Below are 18954 nucleotides of genomic sequence, written 5' to 3'. Positions count from 1 at the left end.
ATGAAAACATTATTTATTACCGGTGAACTGCCGGTCTCCCAACTGGAGAAACTGGGCATCTATCATGGCGGTCAGCTTTTGCTTGATCCCCATAACATCCGCGCATTGCTTTCAGGCAGAAGAACTGAACTAATTTCCCTTCGCGGAATCCATTGGGAAGGATTTAATATCGAGCGGTTGGACGCCAAGCTTTCTTTATTCCGCAATGATCTGGATGAGGTGGAACTGCTTGTCCATCCCATCTACAAAGAAACCAGGAAACATCCCCTGCTCAGCGAAGGAGAAATGGCCCGGCTCATCCAGGGCGAATCAGATTTTATCGGTAAAAGCGTGCAGAAAGAGGAAGGACGCAGTTCTATGCTCAATATTGAGTACGACCCCGAAACCAAGGAATTCATCACCTATGATGTCTCAGCTGTCCAGGCACCGGATCTGGTCAATGGCATGCTGCTGTCTCAGGAAGAAAAATCAGCCTTTAAAAGGGGAGAAGTTTTAACGCTGGGCGATGGCACCCGTTTGCAGCACCGCGCCTCTGAGCCCCTGGGAATGCTTTCTGACCGCAAAGCGCTGATCTTATCGGTGCTGCTGGACGGAGGGATTTCCTACCTGTTGCTCCGCGGGATCAAATCTTTAAACCAGGGAAGCGCGCAATTGGATTATACTACTGCCTCATTCAATAAAGCCTACCAGGAAATGGAAGGCCAAAAGACTGAACTCAGCAAAGCGCAGGGCATGGGTAAATCCTTTTCCATAGTACAGGAGGATAGGGGCCGGGGCCTGGTCAGATAGAATTGCTATCAGTTTAGCCCTATGATAAACACAAAAAACGGTTTAACAACAAGAAAAAAATATTATTATGGACCAGAAAAATTTAGAATATCTACAGAAAACGCTCGATTATCTTGGCTTTGGGACGAGATTGAATGAAGTACTGGAATCCGCCATCTACCGTCAGCCGGAAAAATTCTCGCTTGGCATCAACCAGCGTTATATTCCGGCAGAATTCAGGTCAGACCCAGAGAAAGGTGTTGACCAGATGCGCTTTGAGCTCAATTTTTCAAAAGCGAAGGAAAACGATGTTTATTTCCTGAACAGCTATGAGGTTACACTTAAGCGCTATAACGGCACCGAAAACGTTTACCAACGCTTTGAACTCGAGCGGGACAACAGAATGACCGCCCTGCAGTGTTATAAACTTCTCTGCGGTCTTTCTCTGGAAAAAGAGATTTATGTAAAAAATGTTGCCCAAAAGGAAGAAGGAGAACGGGTTAAAGTACCTGTCTGGTTCAGACTGGACCTATCTGTCAGCGGTAACGATGGTAATCACCCTTTGAATAAATTTTTCCCCGGTTATGGTTATGAGCTGGAAAAAGCAATCGAAAAATATCCATTCACCGGCCTGGATGATCCTGAAAAAAAGGAAGCAGTCACCCGGGCATTGCGTTATGGTAATCTGATAGCGCTCTCGATAAATATTGAAGGGAAAGAACAAGGCGTTTATGTTGCAGCGAATCCCAGGCTTAAAACCCTTGACATCTATTCAAGGGATATGGTGATATTAAGAGATAACCAGATATTCTCCTCAGAGCAGCTTGCCGGGCAAAATCCCAAAAGGATTACAGATGGCCTTCTTCCACCGCCACAAGTTGCCAGGCAACTCCCATGGCAGGCCGGGGAAGGTGGAAAAGAGCCGAAGATCGGGAGATAAAGTCTAATGGGTAAAACAGTAAGAGATAACCCAAGTGATAAATCAAGGTTACATCTGTCTTCAATGATCTTTGTTTATATTTACAATAACGAACTACCTGGACTCAGCTCATAAGGGGCTTTGCCAACCTCAAAGATCCTGGTATATTCACTTCCCTGTGTAGTGATTTTTTCATTTAATATCCTGATCCAATTGCCTTCGCGAAGGCCTACAACCTTTACCTCGTTTTGTGTTAAAAACTCCATGATCCTGGTTTCCCTGGTTTCTCCGTTATGTTTTAATTCCGGATTTGGATCGAGATAATGAGGGTTAAGGTTGAAAGGAACCAGCCCCATGCAATCAAAAGAGGGCGGATACACAATAGGCATGTCATTGGTGGTTTTCATATTCATGCCACCGATGTTACTTCCTGCGCTGCAGCCCAGATAAGCTTTCCCCGCTTTGATATTTTCACTTAAGGGTTTCATCAGTCCCAATTCGTGAAGTGTTTTTACCAGAAGAAAGGTATTGCCTCCACCGGTAAAAAATCCCTTGGCTTCATGGATCGCACTGGCGGGGTTGTTAAATTCATGGAGGCCTTTAACGCTGATATTTAGCTGTGCGAAAAAATTGCGGGCTTTGGCCGTATATTCTTCATGCGAAATGCCTCCTGGCCTTGCATAAGGGATAAATATAATTTCATCTATCCCGGCAAAGAGCGTAATGAGCTCATCTTTCAGGTATTCCAGATAATTGCCGCCAAACAGGGTAGAAGTAGAGGCCAGGATAACATTCATTTCGGTAAATTTCTTTTCCAATTTTTTAAAAGCTTGTTTTGCAAAGGTAAAAAATGAGTAGATTTTTTGGTTTACCTAATTAAATGGAAAATCAGTTTGACTCTTCGAAGGTAGTGGTGGTAAACCTTTTTGCTCCATCACATCTAATAACAAGCTGAATTTTTGTGCTGTAATACTCCAATCTTCCAATCCGGTGCCAGTAGGTTTACCGATGTGATGCAGCATGATAATTGGAATATTCATGCTCTAAAGAATTTCGCGCTCCTTTACCTTTACAGCTGGATTTCCCTGATAAATGCCGTAAGCATCAAGCGTTTTTGTTGCTACGCTCCCCATAGTAAGTACAGCATGGTTATGGATATAAACTCCAGGACAAACCTTGGCAGAGGCGCCAACCCAGGCCCCTTCTTCAATATTGATTGGACCGGTTACCAGGTCAAAGCTGGTTTTACTGTAATTATGGTTGCCCGTCATCAGCATGGCCTGCTGAGAAATGCAGCAGTTCTCTCCGATAGTCACCAGATCCAGATTCTCAATATAACAGTCGGCCAGCCAACTAAAATCTCCAATGATCAGCTTCCAGGGGTATTTTACATGGATACCAGGTTTGATCCTTACCTGCTTTCCGATCCTGGCACCAAAAAGCCTTAAAAGGAAAACAAGAACTGAACTAATGGGTATGATCCGGCTTTTAAAAAAGAATACATCGGTAAAATACCATAAAAACTGTTTCAAAACGGAAGCGCCGATCTGGAAGCTGCCTGTATTAAAGTTCTTATTTAGCTGCGTTTTATTCAATGTATAATTAGTCTTGTTTTGGTTGAATAGTATCTTCGGTTTTTGCCTTGCCGATACCTTTGGTGGTCTTTTTGATCCAGATATATAACATTACAAAAATGCAGATGTAGACAAGTACATTGAAAACCTCATGATGATAGGTGAAGTTCTGCCGCTGCGATTCAAAGAAACCAAGCAGAACGCCTAAACCTGCTATCCGGCAAACATTTAAAACATAGATGGTGAGGATCCCAATAGCCAACATCTTAAATGTTGATTTCCAGGGGGCGGGGAAGGCCAGTACAAAGGCAGCCAAAAAACTCATCACCCCCAGACCCAGACAGGAATAATTGATTCTGAGATATGGACCTGTCACAACCATTACATCCGATTCATTGTAAATGGCGTAAAACCCAAAAGCTTTGATAATCCACACTGCAGGAACAATCAATGCTGTCTTTAATCCCTGGATATAATTGAAATGTTCAGCTAGGCCGGCATTATAAAACCTTGCACCTGGAGTCATTACGCTATTCATAAACAAGTTTCCCTGACTGAATAGGATATACAGTACAAAAAGGGCAATTACGAATTTGATTGCTTTTATATTTGCTTGTTTCTTGGCCTGTTTGATCTGGATTTCGTTCATATGCTTATTGCTATTCTGGATAAATGTAGGACTTTTCTTGATTAATTATTAACCATAATGACTAGGGATTTTTGAGTTTGGATATTTTTTCGTCCACCAACTTTCTAAACCAAAGCCCTTGTAGATAATGAAAACGACGTGCTGTCTTATTATCTAAAATACCCAATTTAAAAATCATCCGGTAGCTATAATATAAATACGGTCTTAAACCTAGAGGAAGTTTCCACCACAGTCTCTTCAGCCAGGCTTTTTTTTCATCAGGATTGCCCCAAAGATTGGGTTTTAATAATTGTGTGCGTAAGTTTTGCATGCGTTCAATCTCTTCCTGAGCAATCAGATCGCTATATTTTTCGTGTTTTTTAAACCAGAAATCGATGTCGTTTTCTTTAAGGTTTTCTTCTAACAAATGTCCTTTCTTCCAAATTAGGGTTTTGCCAGGAACAATAAAACGATGATCCATATTTTCATTTAGATCAGAATGACCAATTCCTGTCCTGAACATTTTTAACAGGTAAATAGGGTAGTAGCCCCCATAGCGAATCCAACTGCCTTGAAAATAGTTTTTGCGGTTAAAATAGATTCCATTTATACCTTCAAAATCTATGTTCTTGAATTTTTGGAGTTGATCAAAAAGCTCTGGGGTCACCATCTGATCGGCATCCAACCCAATAGTCCAGGGCGTTTTAATGTCGAAGTTTTTTAATGCAAAATCCCATTGTTTGGGATGATTAACAAAAGGGTTGTTTTGTATTTCAGCTCCATAAGCCTGCGCAATTTTTAAAGTATCATCAGTACTGCCACTATCGAGAATAAAAACTTCGGCATGCAGATCCTTAATAGATTCCAACAATCGCCGCAGATGGATCTCCTCGTTAAAGGTCAAAATGATAAAGCTAAAATCCCTGTTCATAACATCAGCCCTTTATACATCTCCAGGTATCGGTTGGCCAAAATCTGGTCATCAAAATCTTTTCTGATTATCTCTGGTGCCAATCGCCTGACCTTTGCTCTGGCTTCCTGAGCGTGATATGAGTTTATTAATTTTTCTTTAATATCATTGATTTCCAGTGTGCATATCCAGCCCAATTCCCGTTCATTTACATAATCTGACAAGCCCACTTGTTGCGAAACCAAAACAGGGGTTCCAGCGCTTAAACTTTCAATTACTACATTGGCAAAATTCTCATTAAAAGAAGTCAGTACCAATATATCGTGTTTGGCCATTAACCCATATTTGTCCTGATCAGAAACTTGCCCAATCCAATTGATACGATGATCTAGCTTTAGACTTTGTGCTTTTGCCCTTAAGCCTGAAACGTATTCCTTTTTGCCTGAACCTGCAATAGTAAGCCGCCAATCTATATCAAGTAATGATAGGGCATCGAAAAGCAGTTCAAGCCCTTTTTTTTCTTCGATACGGGAAAGGAAAATCAACCGAAATGGAGAATCATCAACCTTTAATGGTTTGTGGGGTACAGCCAGCTGCGAACTGAAAACCGGTAACTGAAAATTAACCAAGTTCGGGATTATTATAATGCTTTTTGGGGTAACTATTTCAAGGATGTCCTGCTTCTCCTGCTCACTGGTGGCATGGATATGGCAGTATTGCAAAAGTTTTTTTCCGATTGATCGATGAAGAAGTTTTTTGAAAAATGAATTGCGGTTCGTTTGTGTATAGGATGTGAGCATGCCTCTTGGCGAGAGCACCACAGGGATTTTGTACCATTTTGCCACCAAACAGCTTAATATCGAAACTAAATTCCACCAGGCATGGATGTGTACAACCAGTTTGTTATCCTTATCACCTGTCTTGTCATCCTGAACGCAATGAAGGATCTCTTTCCGTAAATTCAACAACAACCCAGGCGAAAAATGGCTGTGATCTTTTGTCCAGCGTTTAAAATAAGTAACTTTTACTCCATCGACTAAAACAGGTTTGCATATGGGTAGGTCTAATTCAGATGACCCGTTTGCTGTAGTCGTTAAAACCTGTAAGTTAACTTCGCTTTCCGCCTCACGCTTGTCGCTTAGCGCTGCCATCGCTTCGCACAGTTTCGCAACGCTCTGTATAGGCCCGCCGTAAATGTAGGCAGGTTTGTAAGAAGCTGTGATTTGGATGATTTTCAATTTATTTACTTTGGTGATTGTGAAGAGATGATAATCTTTTTGCTAACTGATGGGATGGTTTTTCTACAAAAAGGAAGAAAATATAAGAAATTATTAATGCTATAAATAGTTTTGAGAACAACATCAAAAGGCAATTACCTATGTAAGATCCCTTTAGCTTTTAAAACAAAATGAAAAATATATAGGGTTATAAAGCTCCAGAAAATAGCATTTACCAAAAATTCGAAACTGTTTCCTCGCCAAAAAATTTGAAATAGCCCTGAAAACATTACGGCACAACCCATAAAATAGCCTCCAAATAAACTTTCGGCTTTAATGGCGATTAATTGCGCAATTGCACCAAGGCAAAATAAACCAATCCAAATGCCAATCATGCCAAAAGAGAGGTAACAATCAACAATATAAGCAGGTTTGGCTGATACTATTGATTGTCGATCAACTACTCCGGCATTATAAACCCTTTGCATCACCATATTTTCGATATTGGGTTTACCTGGCCAAAAAAAACGAGGGATAATGGAAGTTGCAGCATCTTTTACCAATTTTGTTTTGTAATAAGGTACATAATTAGGGGTTGAATTAACATATTTGATAAACATATCAATTTCGGAGAAGCGATAAATTAAAAACGCCCAGTTGTCTTCCTTAAGTTCTTCCTGATTACTTGTAAAAACAGCATCTATACTCCGATCTCTAACCTCTGTAATCTCAAGCCCTTGTCCGGCCAGTTTTCTAAAGTTTCCAATAAAGGTTGGTAACACAAAAAATAATGCCAACAACAATACACTAAAAATTGGTACAATCTTTTTACCATAAACAGGTAATAAAAAAACACCTAATAACAATACGCAGATAATAATGGGTTCTTTAAAACCCGATACCAATGCGTTCATTAAATTGCTCAAAAATAAGGCGCCTGCAAACCAAAAATTTGTCTTTTTTTGCTCTCTAATAGCAAAAGCCAATGCAATTGTGCCAGCAACAAAACTTAAGCCGGTAAGCTGTACACTAAACTGACTTAAAGCACCCACTTTGCCAAATAAATAACCTAAAGGCAGGCAAATTACTGAAACACCTAATAATAAATTACTCATAGAAGGCGTATAGAGTAAATATTTTTTTTCAACAGGATATTTCATAGCCACCAAAATACCATGCGCTAATGCAGCATGGCCTAAAACATAATAAAGCTGACATTTAGCAATAGATTGATAGATATCATCTTTAAACAGTACACTATTACCCGTATAATCAAAATACTGGTAGCCTATGGCATTAACGTAATAAAATATTGAGGTACAACACATATAACCTGCAAAAATTACCTGCATTAAAAATATGGGGCGCATCAACTGTTCAAATACCTTTAGGTCTTTGGGTAATGGTTTAATTATTCCACTATAGCTTAAATAAAAAATGTAAAAAGAACCGCCCCACGCAATAAAATACGAAATATGCGCTTGCTTTAAAGTAAGCCAGGCCAGTAGAAAAGGAATGTATAGTAAGAGATAACGTAAGGGGTTTATGGCATTCATTTATTTATGTAAAGTCTAAAGATAAGCAGAAACCTGCCTGCCGGCAGGCGGGGACCAAAGCCTAAGGCTCTGAAAACCTATTGTTATTGTTTGAAAAATTATTTATGTGAATTCTAATCATAATGATTTAGTTCATTTAAAATAGCTGCGCACTGCATATTTATACTCCAATCTTTAATTAATAAGGGAGATTCCTCTCCCATGGCTTTTAGCTGCGGTTTATTGCTAATCAATAAAGCAAGTTTGTCTTTTAAATCTTCGATGTTATGATGTTCAAAGATGTAACCATTTTTGCCATTTTTTACCAAATCAATAGCACAGCCACATTTGTCTGAAACCAAAACAGGCTTCCCACTTGCCATAGCCTCATTTACCGCTAAGCCCCAGGTTTCTCCGGGACCTTTAGAAGGCAAACAAAATAAGTCACAAGCTTGATAAATAACCGGCATCTGACTTTGATTTTGAAAATCCACGAAATGTACATGTGTCTTGCTGAGCGCCCGCCCGTCCTGCAGGCGGGTAGTCGAAGCATCTTTTATAGCTTTAGATTTTAACACAGCCTCTAACTTACCATTCCCTACAAACAATAAATGAACATTTTCTAAATTCAATTCTTGAAAAGCACTTAACAATAACTCCGGATTTTTTTTGGGTTCCAGTTTCCCGGCAAACAAAATAAGAATATCATCAGTTTTTATACCTAATTGTTTTCTTAAATCACTGCTTTCAATACTTCTATCTTCTGCAAAGCGATGGTTATCTATAGCATGTGGCGCAAAAACGAGCTGTTTAGGTTTTAAACCAAATTTTTCAAAATAGGCTTTGTTAGCGGTTCCAACATAAAAAGCTTTGTCAACATGCCGATAAACCCATCTTAAAAACAAAGAACGTAAAAGTTGTTTAAAACCTTTTTGTTCGTCAATTAATGTCGAATCTCCTCTAAACCACATAGGTATTTTCCCTTTAAAATAGCGCAGAGCAGATAAATGACATTGATAAGCCCAACCATAAACCAATATGGCATCCGGGTTAAAATCTTTAACCTTATTAATTAAGGTTGGATTGATCATACCACCAAAATGATGTGACCCGGGATTTTTGGCTTTATTTTCCAAAAACTCATAAGCATAACCTTCTATTAAGGGAATATCCCATTCAATTTTTTGTTTAAAATCAGGGTCATACTTCGCTGTTGTAGCTTTTTTACCCCAGGTATAAAATACTTTTAAATCGCAATATTTAGCCAATTGCTGATAGAGAGGTACATAGTATTGAATAGGATGGGTAACGATGATGGCTAATTTTTTCAAGGACTCAATTGTTATACCATATTAATTAGAAGCTTGAATAACTTTGGTAAAAAGTTCACATTGGTTTTTGCACATATTTTCTGCGCTATAAACATCAAACGATTTCCAATTTATTTCTGGGGGTAATAATTTGTAAGTTGAAGCATTTAAAAGATAATCATATACTTTTTCTATTGTCAAATCTTTCGATTCTATTAAAGATATAACTGTTCCTGCGTTACAATTCTCAATAATTTGGGCAGCACTACTTTCAGGATGGAAGAACGCTAATAATGGCCTTTCAGCAAGAATATAAGGATAGATTTTTGATGCTGTATACTGTGGGTCGTCTGATCCGATAATCATTAAAGCGTCAGCCGTCAATAATGTATAAATACTATCATAAAATGAAATACGATCCGTTTGCTCTTCCATATATTCGGCTATTCCCATTTCACTGGCTAATGGCTTAATGGTTGGAATGCCTTGCCCTTGTGGAGCGTAACTGGTACCAATAAAATGGAATCTAATCTTATTGAATTGCTCCGGCTGATGAGTTAATCCTTTTTTGAATGCCCTAAACAGCAAAATCAAAGCAGCTTTCATATCATGCCCGCCCCTGCCCACGTATATAAAATTAAAAGTGCCTTCTTCCTTGGGATAACGCTCTTTAACCTTATTTTTTGCCCATTCAAAATCGGGTTTAAAAGCACCGAATGTGATAACTTGTTTTGGAATTTCTTTTAATCTTGGATAGCGCCCTACTAAGGTATCTAAATAGGCTTGAGATACGCTAATTAACCCGCCAACTTTATTCATGGCAATTGGTTCTAAGTACTTATTTAAACGGTAAGAAAACCAATACTTAGCTGGTCGTTCTGTTTTAGACTTATCTTCGTAGTAGGTAGAATGCCAGGGGTCCTGCATATCTATTACATAGGGCACATTAAATTTTTTCTTCCAATGTGCCCCTAATATCAATACAGGGAATTGTGTAGTGGAGAAGTAAATTAGATCAAAATGTTGTTTCTTAAGTAGTTTGTCTACATATACTTTATAAAACCATAAAGATCTTAAAGCAATGCTGCCTAAACCTATCTTGCTGGTCCATTTCTTTGAGAAAGCTTTAACCTCGTGTATTTTAATTGCTGTAGGAACACTTTCCTTTAATTGATCGTCTTTTACAAAATCACTATATACTGGAGCAACCGTAACTACTTCAACTTTCCAATCGTACTCCTTAAAGTAGGGCAAACTCATCCTAATCCTTTGCATGTCTGCTGCGTTAGAAGGAGGGAAGTAAGGAGAAATGATGAGAAGTTTTTTCAATTATTTAAATATTTTTGAAAAGAAAGACGGATATGGTGCACGTATTAAATGTAAGCCATAGGCATTTTTGATAGCTGTTTTATTTTTATTTGGAAAAGGAGAAATTAAACTCGAATAATAGCCAAGTCTATAAAATTTATCAGTTTGCCATTTATCCCACCCTTTACCATTAATGAAAAATTCGAGTACAGGTTGATAATTCCATTTATAGTTGAGCTCAAAGACTTTTTCATTTCTAAGCAATACATCATTTACGATTCCTTGATCGTGGGGTCCCCAAATTCCTTTTCCACTGCCATCTCCACATTTAAACGGATATTCGCCACTTTCATAGGCTTCATCTAATAAATAAAGCGATTCGCTTCCAACTACCATAAAGCCAGAGTTTGCTGTAAATTTAACATGGGGGCTTCTGTATGTCGCCGTTCAGAATCTCTACAAATTCCTACCAAACCTTGTGGCACATTTTCCATTTCAGGCGCATTTTTGCTAAATAGTAGATCATCATCCACAATTATCGATTAAAGCCTGGGATTAACTTATGCACTTGAAGCTTATTAAAGTGTGGAGCTCTATCTAATGGGTTATATGCTTTTTTTAGTAAAATACTATTGTAGCCATGCTTTGATGCCCATTTAGATAAACGCGGGAAGGCATGATCGGTTAAATGTGATCGATTTCCTATTGAAACCATAACTACAATTGTATCATTTACCATTTGCTTATTTAAAATTATTAATAATCGAAAGAATTTTTTTTTCTTCTTTTTCCCAATTAAATATCTCCTCTGCCAAACTCAATGATTGTTCTTTAGCAAATATCAGTTCCTCAGAATGGTCAAGGTAATAGGCTAGGATCGAAGTTAATTTACTAGGGTTGTCATTTTCATAAAGCATACCTATTTGAGGATATTCGCGAATCAGCTGCATTTGTCCACTAGTATTGCTTGCTACAACAGCTAGTCCAGATTGAAGGTAGGTAAAGATTTTATTCGTTAAACAAATGTCTCTATTCAACGGTATACCAGTTTCTGAGGCCATACCGATATCAAACTGTGAAGCAAAGCTGAAAATGTCGTCTGCAAATATTGGCGGATGATAATATATATGTCTTTTATTTAATCCATGCTCCAAGGCAATATCCCCAATTCGATTTTTCATTGCCTCATCACAATTACCTAAAAGATGAAGTTCAATGGGGCGATCCTTTAATTCCGCCATTGAGATTATTATACTTTCTATCCCGCGCCCCAATCCAACGGTTTGTGAAAACCAAAAGAGTTTTAAAGAAGCGCGCTCAGTTTTTTTATCGATCGGTAATTTAGGAGTCGGAAAAACATTTAGAATCGTTGTAACGGGTTTATTATACAATTTTGCATACGCTGTGGCAATTAATGGTGCCGACGCGGTAATATATCGTGCTTCTGGAAGATACTTGTTTTCGAGATAAATTAGGCTATTCATCATCCGTGCCGATAAATCTTCGCCTCTATGATAATCTTCAGCATCGAAAGCAAAGCGGGTTCGGTTTTTTTTTGCGGCATCTGCAGCTACCGCAAGTGCCCCAGCATTATGCGCAATATATAAATCTGCTTTGTAAGCAATTGCTCGTCTAAGCTGCCACCGATAATTGCGGTTAAGAACTATTTTATGAAATATGAACCCATGCTTAAAAGTGCTCGAAAACAAATTACTCAACTTCTGAAGGATACCCGTTAAGAACCTCGAAAATGCATCTTTGTTGGTCCATATCAAGGTGTCATAAGTGATGGATGGGTTATTTTTTAACAATAGTTGGTCATCTCCCAATAAATAACCCATATACTGGGTAAAAATTAGATGAACTTTATAACCAGCTTCTACTAAAGTAGTTGCTTCCTTAACTAATCTTGGATTAGTAGAGATATGACCTGGGGTAATTAAACAGATTTTCAAATTGATTCAATGAATTTTGCTAGTTTATTTCCATAAGTGTCCCAAGTATATGTACTCGCTTTTTTTTCGGCATTTTGAGAAAACTCTTTAAGCATTTTCGGGTTATCATGTAAGATTTTTATTCTATCAGCTAATACTTCTGGATTTCTAATAGGAATAACAAAGCCTTCTACGCCATCCTCAACAACAGAATCTCCACCCGAATTTGTAGTGCAGATAATTGGCAGTCCACAGGCCATTGCTTCTAATTGTACCAATGCCATTCCTTCATCTAAACTGGGAAATACAAATAAAGAAGCTTTGTTGTAATAGTTCACTAGTTCGTGATGCGGAATATGATCATAATGTGTAAATAAATGTTTATAAGAGTTAAAATGAGAAAGAAATTGATCTTCTATTTTACCAATTATAATGCATTTAATTTTTATCTGTAAGAGTTCTAATGCTTTAAACAGATACAAATAGCCCTTTCTAACGCCTACCGTCCCTACACATATTACTGTAAACTCTGATTTATCAAGCCATTGAGCTTTAAATATACCTCGATTTACACCATATGGGATTACGATACATTTTTTTTCACTAACTCCATTAGCTACAAAAGATTGAACAACATGCTTAGATGGGCAAAGCAGATAATCAGCTATTGCCGCTTCTTTAAGTTGTCGTTCTATAATAAATTGAGGTGTCGGACTGTCAAATGCTAAACCTAAATTTTCATACTCTTCTTTTAAGAGCTCATTCTGAAATTTATTACAAGAGCCACATTCTTCAACTAATGCTATTCCACCTTGCTTTTTCATTTGTTTTATAGATTCCAAACCAGACCAAGCCCAAGTAAGTAAAACATCTGATTTTTTGAGTTTTTTTGAGGCTAATTTATCAAACAGAATAGGCAGATTATAGTCTAACCAACGGCTTAACCCATTAGAGTTACTAAATACTTTTTTTAGAATGTGTGAAATAGCAAATATAGGAGGGAAAAAAGTAACCAATTTTCTCTGTATATCAACTCTATTCAAATATCGACTGCTAGGATGTGCAGTAAGCACGCTATTTAGCAATCCATGTTTTTGTAATTGAAAAGAAGTGTAGTCAGAATGGAACTTTGTTCCACAGCTCACGGTAACTTTATGTTTAGCTTTATTACTCATTACCATCAATCATTTTTTGATAAAGTGCTAAATATTGATCTACAATTACCTTAGAAGAGAATCTAAGTTCAGCGTCAGTCCTAACGTTTTTTCGTTCTATTTTATCAATATTGTGAACATGATGTATCATTTCTTCAATAGTATCACATCGATAACCATTGTAACCACTAACCACAACTTCTGGTACTGATCCTCTATTAAAACCAATTACCGGGGTACCACAGGCCATGGCTTCGGCCATTACAATGCCAAATGGCTCATCCCATTCTATTGGCATTAAAAAAGCAGATGCATTACCCAATAAATCATTTTTTTGAACATCATTTACTGGGCCTATGTACGTAATTTGATCATTTAATTCTGACTGGATTTGCGTATCAAAATAGCTTTGATATTCGGAAGGGATATTTCCAGCTATTACCAATGGTTTACGGGTTCTTTTAGCTACTTCAATAGCAATATGAGTACCTTTTATAGGTTCAATCCTTCCTAAAAAAACTAATGGAGCATCGGTTGGTACTACCTCTTTAAAGTTATAAATACTTAAATCTACTCCGTTAAAGATAGGGAAAGCGGGGGCATATGGAGCTATTTGATTGCTGATATAAGCGCTACAGCCAGTAAAAGCTAAGGTGTTTTTTTTGGCTATTTTGGATGCCTTTTTAATTTGAGAAATGGTAGGCTCCCTTTGATAACTCATTATTTTAGGAATATTTAAAGGCAATTGGGGCAGGAGGTACAAAAGCCTACCAAAGCTATGTATAACATCATATTTTCCTTTATATAGTTCTTTGTTAATGAGGAAGGTATTTTTAATGATATCGGTTTTTCTATGGCTAGTTTTGCCACTATAGGCAAATAATTGAGCTTTTGTTTTAGAATCTGAATGTGCAAATAAACTTACATCATGTCCCAAGTTAACATATTCCTCAATTAGCATATCGATAATACGTTCTATTCCACCATAAAGTAGAGGAGGAACGGGCAGTTCTGGATCGGCAATTATGGCAATTTTTAGGGGTTTCATTAAATCAGATTTTTTATTTTTTTAACCAATTTCCATCCTAAAAGACTATTAACTAGCTTCGTTTTCCCTCCAGCTGGAAATTTTAAATTTGAGCCCCCCCATGATTTAATTAATTGGTCAGCCTGCTTAATTAATTTAGGCTCATAAGGATAGGCTTCATAAATAAAGTTCTGTAGTAAATTGGCGTAACACTTATTAAGTTCCTTAGATATTTTAAGCTTAGATTGGGCTGATGTGATAGATCGAACTAGAGAGTTATATAAGGATTGATAAGCAAGATTTCCTTTTTTTGAAGAAAGACCATTAATGCCCGACCGATAATAAAACACACTGCTTGGATTATAACGAATTAAACTGCTGTTGGAAAAAACGCGAGTATAAAATACAAAATCATCATTTAAATTTAAGTCTTCATCCCATAAACCTGATTGCTCTACTAAATTTCTCGGTATTAATACTCTTCCAGGGCATGTCATATGAGAAATATTAATCCAATAATGTAAAACCCATTGCTCAAAACTTAAATCTGTTTTAACCTGAGAATCATCTATGGTAATTGTGTTTAGATCATTATGATAAAATCTACCACAAGTACTCACAACTATTTCTTGGTCAGATTGTAGGGACTGGAGTTGCGTTTCGACAAAATTTTCTGGAACCCAATCATCAGCATCAAAAAAAACAATATAATTTCCATTACTTTGTTTATACGCTTGATTTCTTGCTGCTGCTGCGCCTTTATGTTGAGCCATTTCAAAAGAAATACGTTCATCCTTTTTAGCAAATTCTTGAATGATTTTTACGCTCTCATCTTTTGAATGATCATCAACAATAATAATTTCTAAATTTTTATGGCTTTGACTAAGTAAACATTTTAAAGTCTCAGCTAAATAAGTCTCAGCATTATAACAAGGAATACAGATTGAAACTAACATTAATTTTTGGTCAGCCTCTTCCATATCCTAATTAAAATATTGCTTATAAAACCCGATATTTTTCTGTAATTATTTATGAACCGATAAAATTTGTCAGTTTTATAAAAACCAGTTGCTGTAATAAAAAAACTTGTGGGTATATCATGCCATTTAGGTAACCTATACTCATATCTATTTTTATTGCACACATAATGATAATAAGCTAATGAAGTTTCTTCAAAGCTAACAAGCCCATTTTGGTAATGAATTATTTCACTACCCTCTATTTGTTCTTTGCAAGTAGAGAGAAAAGAGGCTCTAATCGTGCCCTTTTTATCTTCGTTCGCAATAAGATAAGTAAAGCAATGAGGTGGTAAATCTAACTTATCACCTCCCTGCCAAGTAGTATGGTTGTGGGCAGTTTCATCTAAACCCTTATAATCTGGGGCGGTAAATTGGTCGATTAATAAGGAAGATTGAGCATATAGATTTTTAATAAAATTGGTGTTTTTAAAGAAGGCCAAAGAACCTGATAAAATCTCACTCCTATTGGAAAGAACATCAAAACCTTCAGCAATTCTATTAACAATAAAAGGTTTTAAATCTCCATAAACTAAATCAATATCCCCATAGCCCCAATAATCATAATCTTTTAAATAGTCTTCGAAAATTACACCATAACAAGGTCTAAAATCACAAAGCTTATAAGGAGATGCTATAGTGATGTCAATACCTAATTTTTTTGTTGCTAACAAAGATATTTCATGAAGAGTAGCCTTAATAAAAGTTACATTTTTAGGCTTTTCTTGAGGTAAATGACAGTCTGTAAAGAATAAAATATCCAACCAATCATTATGCTCACAGCCTTTTAAAAAGATATTAAAATAGTTTGGCCAATATCCAAAATAAGGAATAATAACTACAATTTTATGGTTTTGGGTACTCACCGTATAAAATTCTATAACTTTCTAAACATTCTATTATGACCAACATTTAATATATTCTCGAAGCCAAGATTTTCTATGATTTCACAAGCATCCGAAACAGATTGATGTCCCTTCCAAAATTTAGTGCTTGGAATATTGCATGCACTATCGTCCATGATTAGCAATCCATCTTTGTGAATTAATCGAGAAAAATGGATGATATCTTTTGTTACACCTTCGAAAGTGTGATCGCCATCCACATAGATGGCATGAAATTTTTTATTTTCTACTTGTTCTAATATATTAGTATCCGAGGAGTAGCCTTTAATAAACCTTATTGTTTCAATATCTAAATCGAATTTTTCAAAAACTGATTTTATCGTGCTTAAATAATCTCCTTTTTCGTAGAAATTTCCACTGTCTAAATTACTCCTGAATTTTTTGGAAATTTTGCTGAGTATTGAAGTAATAATCCTGTTTTTAGGTTTGTAATTCCCCTCTAAAGGGGTTATTGCTGTAATTTCAATCACAGCATTTCTTTCTTTTGCAATTAAAGCCCACAATGAAATAATTTGTCCCTTATAAACTCCAATCTCTAATATCTGAGGTTTAGCGAATTGATTTAACAGATGATCTAAAAGCATTTTCCACATCGAATGGAAAGCCCTTTCACCAAAGCCTAATTTATTAAATTCTATAAAGTCTCGATGTGCCTTTAAATAGGGAAATTGATCTGTTAGTTTTGTAAAATAGTCATAAGTAAAATCATTTCCTAATGATGTATTTTGATAAGTATCTAAATAATCATTCAGGCTTTTTATTTTATGAATTTCTTCCATGCGGTTTCAAAATAATATTTCTTAGATAGATCTACATAATGATGCAATTTATCTTTATTTAAATCGCTAGTGTTTATCTCAGGATTAACAATATATTCTTCTGCATTCAAAATGGTTTTAGTTTGGCTAGCAACTACCATTGCAGACAGCGCTTGCTCTAAAAAATATGATGCCCCTTGTTTTTCTTCTAATGATTTCGCCCAGTTTTCTATATTATTCCAATTAATGCTATTAGAATTTACACCAAATGCGCCAACATTCATTAAGTCAGGAATCGTAAAACCACATAAGGTTTCCATCAATTCTTTGTCGTAACCATAAGACTCTTCGCTATCTAACATATATAAGCATCCATTGGGGTTTTTTAGCCAATCAATTAATTTAGTTGGTTCATTCCAAAAAAGCATATCAGAATCCAGTACTAACTTAACAGGATTATCATCAATGGTATGAATGTCTGTCAACTTTTTGATATGTGGATATATCTTTCGTTTTTGATGTAAAAATGGATACTCGTCTGTAGGTAATTTAAGTTCTAGATTATTTTCTATTTCATTTTTCAAGACCAATTTTACATTTGGCATTTGTTGTTTTACCTGATTAATTAAACCTTGATCAAAACTTCCATCATCAATTAAAATAAATTGGAAGGTTTCTTTACAAGATTTAGTTAAAGACAAAGCACAGAAAAGGGTTTGATACAAATATTTCTTACCTGTTAAAAAGTAAATAGGAACGCCACTATGATGTGAAATAATTGGTAGTAAACTGTTACTGGCTTTCTCCATCTCTTTTTTAGAGGCCAGCATTCGCTTATAACTTAAATAACCCCCAAAGCGTCGGATCGTTTTCCAATTTGAAATTGGGTACCGATAAAGATGGTTAACTAACTTTTGAAACATGGGGTGATCCTAATGAAGAGGTGTAAGCTTAAGGCTATGGATTAATTTTCTTCCAATTTTTTGAAATGGCTTTTCTATAATTAAATAAAAAAAATAGGCTATTAATAACGTTGCAATTGCAAATAGCGTAAAATTATAGATGAAATTGGCGTAAGAGTTGGTGAATATATTAATAAGATGTAAATCTCTTAAGAGAAATATAACCCCGTATTGACATAAGTATGCACTATAGCTTACCTTACCAATGAATAAAAATATTTTATTTTCTACCCAAGTCTCACGGTCTAGTTTTGCTAGTATGGCAATTAATAGGGCAAATACAGCAGCTACGATAATATGATTGCTAAAAAGTGGATTCTTGGTAAATATTACAAATAATATCATTCCAAGTAGAACACACAGGTTTTTATAAATATGTTTTAACTCAACTGAACCGTTTTGCACATAGAAATAAAGGATAAAACCTATTGCGAAAATCGGTAATTGATTAGGAAACCAAAAATAAATAAATGAACCATCGGCAGCTATATCTGAAAGCATGGGTAGTTTTAGCAGATAAAAGCAGAAAGCCTTAAATAAAAATGAGAAGGATAAAAATAAAATTGATTTATTTAAGGTATTGATGTACTTGAATAAAAAAGGTACCATGAGGTAAAAAAACATTTCAATACCAATAGACCAGCCTCCTGGTACAATGCTATTAATACTTTTTGGTGCAAAGCCATGTAAGAAAGCAAAATTTAGTAATGTTCCACTCCCCCAGTAACCACTATAAAATGAATAGAAAAGAATAGCAACATAATATGCAGGTGCAATTCTAAAAAACCTACGTAAATAGAAATCAGTTTTTGTTTTTTTTTCTATGCTCAGGGTATAAAACAAGGTAAAAGCACTTATTATAAAAAAGAGTTGTACACCAAATACACCCGAAGAAATGAAATTGGCTACCATCAAAGGAAAGCTCGAAGTGTTACTTAACTCCGTTGAATGAACCATCATTACCAATAATACCGCAACACCCCTTAGTGCATCTAAATAGCGAAGTCGATTTAAATTGTTAGACATAAA

Annotated in this window: 20 protein-coding genes; 2 read left to right on the top strand and 18 right to left on the bottom strand. The window is 36.1% G+C overall.

Going from position 1 to position 18954, the window contains the following annotated elements; genetic code table 11:
• Together EYS08_RS11825 and EYS08_RS11820 are read left to right on the top strand one after the other, a co-directional pair.
• A complete protein-coding gene (locus tag EYS08_RS11825; RefSeq protein WP_131030226.1) occupies positions 1 to 789 on the top strand; it encodes a DUF4099 domain-containing protein in 789 nt (262 codons plus the stop codon).
• Positions 790 to 856: 67 nt separating this feature from the next.
• Positions 857 to 1708, top strand: a complete 852-nt coding sequence (locus EYS08_RS11820; RefSeq protein WP_131030225.1) for a hypothetical protein — start codon at positions 857 to 859, stop codon at positions 1706 to 1708.
• An 80-nt stretch (positions 1709 to 1788) separates the two neighbouring features.
• Here EYS08_RS11820 and pepE read toward each other — a convergent pair whose 3' ends face one another.
• The 18 genes from pepE to EYS08_RS11735 form a co-directional block, all read right to left on the bottom strand.
• Positions 1789 to 2505 carry a dipeptidase PepE gene (pepE, locus tag EYS08_RS11815; protein WP_244215935.1) on the bottom strand — a complete coding sequence of 239 codons (717 nt, stop codon included), beginning with the start codon at positions 2503 to 2505 and terminating at the stop codon, positions 1789 to 1791.
• A gap of 54 nt (positions 2506 to 2559) precedes the next feature.
• Positions 2560 to 2709, bottom strand: coding sequence for a hypothetical protein (locus EYS08_RS25710; RefSeq protein ID WP_165456432.1), 150 nt, complete (start codon positions 2707 to 2709; stop codon positions 2560 to 2562).
• 21 nt (positions 2710 to 2730) lie between these two features.
• Positions 2731 to 3282 carry a WcaF family extracellular polysaccharide biosynthesis acetyltransferase gene (locus EYS08_RS11810; RefSeq protein ID WP_131030224.1) on the bottom strand — a complete coding sequence of 184 codons (552 nt, stop codon included), beginning with the start codon at positions 3280 to 3282 and terminating at the stop codon, positions 2731 to 2733.
• A 7-nt stretch (positions 3283 to 3289) separates the two neighbouring features.
• Positions 3290 to 3910, bottom strand: coding sequence for an exosortase Y (gene xrtY, locus EYS08_RS11805; protein WP_131030223.1), 621 nt, complete (start codon positions 3908 to 3910; stop codon positions 3290 to 3292).
• Between the two features lie 61 nt (positions 3911 to 3971).
• The gene (locus EYS08_RS11800; RefSeq protein WP_131030222.1) at positions 3972 to 4820 is read right to left on the bottom strand and encodes a glycosyltransferase family 2 protein; all 849 of its coding nucleotides are present in this window, start codon (positions 4818 to 4820) and stop codon (positions 3972 to 3974) included.
• On the bottom strand, positions 4817 to 6037 hold the full coding sequence (locus EYS08_RS11795) for an XrtY-associated glycosyltransferase XYAG1 (protein WP_131030221.1): 1221 nt from the start codon (positions 6035 to 6037) through the stop codon (positions 4817 to 4819). The genes EYS08_RS11800 and EYS08_RS11795 overlap by 4 nt, the downstream gene beginning before the upstream one ends.
• Before the next feature lie 134 nt (positions 6038 to 6171).
• On the bottom strand, positions 6172 to 7572 hold the full coding sequence (locus EYS08_RS11790; protein WP_131030220.1) for an exosortase Y-associated Wzy-like protein: 1401 nt from the start codon (positions 7570 to 7572) through the stop codon (positions 6172 to 6174).
• Between the two features lie 113 nt (positions 7573 to 7685).
• Positions 7686 to 8687 carry a glycosyltransferase family 4 protein gene (locus tag EYS08_RS11785; protein ID WP_244215934.1) on the bottom strand — a complete coding sequence of 334 codons (1002 nt, stop codon included), beginning with the start codon at positions 8685 to 8687 and terminating at the stop codon, positions 7686 to 7688.
• A 216-nt stretch (positions 8688 to 8903) separates the two neighbouring features.
• Entirely contained in the window at positions 8904 to 10190 is a 1287-nt protein-coding gene (locus EYS08_RS11780) for a glycosyltransferase family protein (RefSeq protein ID WP_131030218.1), read from the bottom strand.
• The gene (locus EYS08_RS11775; RefSeq protein ID WP_131030217.1) at positions 10191 to 10565 is read right to left on the bottom strand and encodes a hypothetical protein; all 375 of its coding nucleotides are present in this window, start codon (positions 10563 to 10565) and stop codon (positions 10191 to 10193) included. It lies immediately after the preceding gene.
• 347 nt (positions 10566 to 10912) lie between these two features.
• The gene (locus EYS08_RS11770) at positions 10913 to 12124 is read right to left on the bottom strand and encodes a glycosyltransferase family protein (protein ID WP_131030216.1); all 1212 of its coding nucleotides are present in this window, start codon (positions 12122 to 12124) and stop codon (positions 10913 to 10915) included.
• Positions 12121 to 13278, bottom strand: coding sequence for a glycosyltransferase family 4 protein (locus EYS08_RS11765; protein ID WP_165456431.1), 1158 nt, complete (start codon positions 13276 to 13278; stop codon positions 12121 to 12123). Before EYS08_RS11765 ends, EYS08_RS11770 begins: the two co-directional genes overlap by 4 nt.
• Positions 13271 to 14305, bottom strand: coding sequence for a glycosyltransferase family 4 protein (locus tag EYS08_RS11760; RefSeq protein WP_131030214.1), 1035 nt, complete (start codon positions 14303 to 14305; stop codon positions 13271 to 13273). Before EYS08_RS11760 ends, EYS08_RS11765 begins: the two co-directional genes overlap by 8 nt.
• Entirely contained in the window at positions 14305 to 15264 is a 960-nt protein-coding gene (locus EYS08_RS11755) for a glycosyltransferase family 2 protein (protein WP_131030213.1), read from the bottom strand. The genes EYS08_RS11760 and EYS08_RS11755 overlap by 1 nt, the downstream gene beginning before the upstream one ends.
• Entirely contained in the window at positions 15240 to 16166 is a 927-nt protein-coding gene (locus EYS08_RS11750) for a DUF6625 family protein (protein WP_131030212.1), read from the bottom strand. The genes EYS08_RS11755 and EYS08_RS11750 overlap by 25 nt, the downstream gene beginning before the upstream one ends.
• A gap of 11 nt (positions 16167 to 16177) precedes the next feature.
• A complete protein-coding gene (locus EYS08_RS11745) occupies positions 16178 to 16984 on the bottom strand; it encodes a class I SAM-dependent methyltransferase (protein WP_131030211.1) in 807 nt (268 codons plus the stop codon).
• Complete coding sequence (locus tag EYS08_RS11740; RefSeq protein WP_131030210.1) at positions 16963 to 17772, bottom strand: glycosyl transferase; 810 nt, start codon at positions 17770 to 17772, stop codon at positions 16963 to 16965. Before EYS08_RS11740 ends, EYS08_RS11745 begins: the two co-directional genes overlap by 22 nt.
• A 123-nt stretch (positions 17773 to 17895) precedes the next feature.
• On the bottom strand, positions 17896 to 18951 hold the full coding sequence (locus EYS08_RS11735) for an acyltransferase family protein (RefSeq protein ID WP_131030209.1): 1056 nt from the start codon (positions 18949 to 18951) through the stop codon (positions 17896 to 17898).
• Positions 18952 to 18954: the final 3 nt, after the last annotated feature.

Source organism: Pedobacter kyonggii (assembly GCF_004310665.1).
In the GTDB taxonomy this organism is placed as follows: domain Bacteria; phylum Bacteroidota; class Bacteroidia; order Sphingobacteriales; family Sphingobacteriaceae; genus Pedobacter; species Pedobacter kyonggii.
Note: the sequence above shows the minus strand (reverse complement) of the source record. Positions and strands in the feature narration are given on the sequence as shown.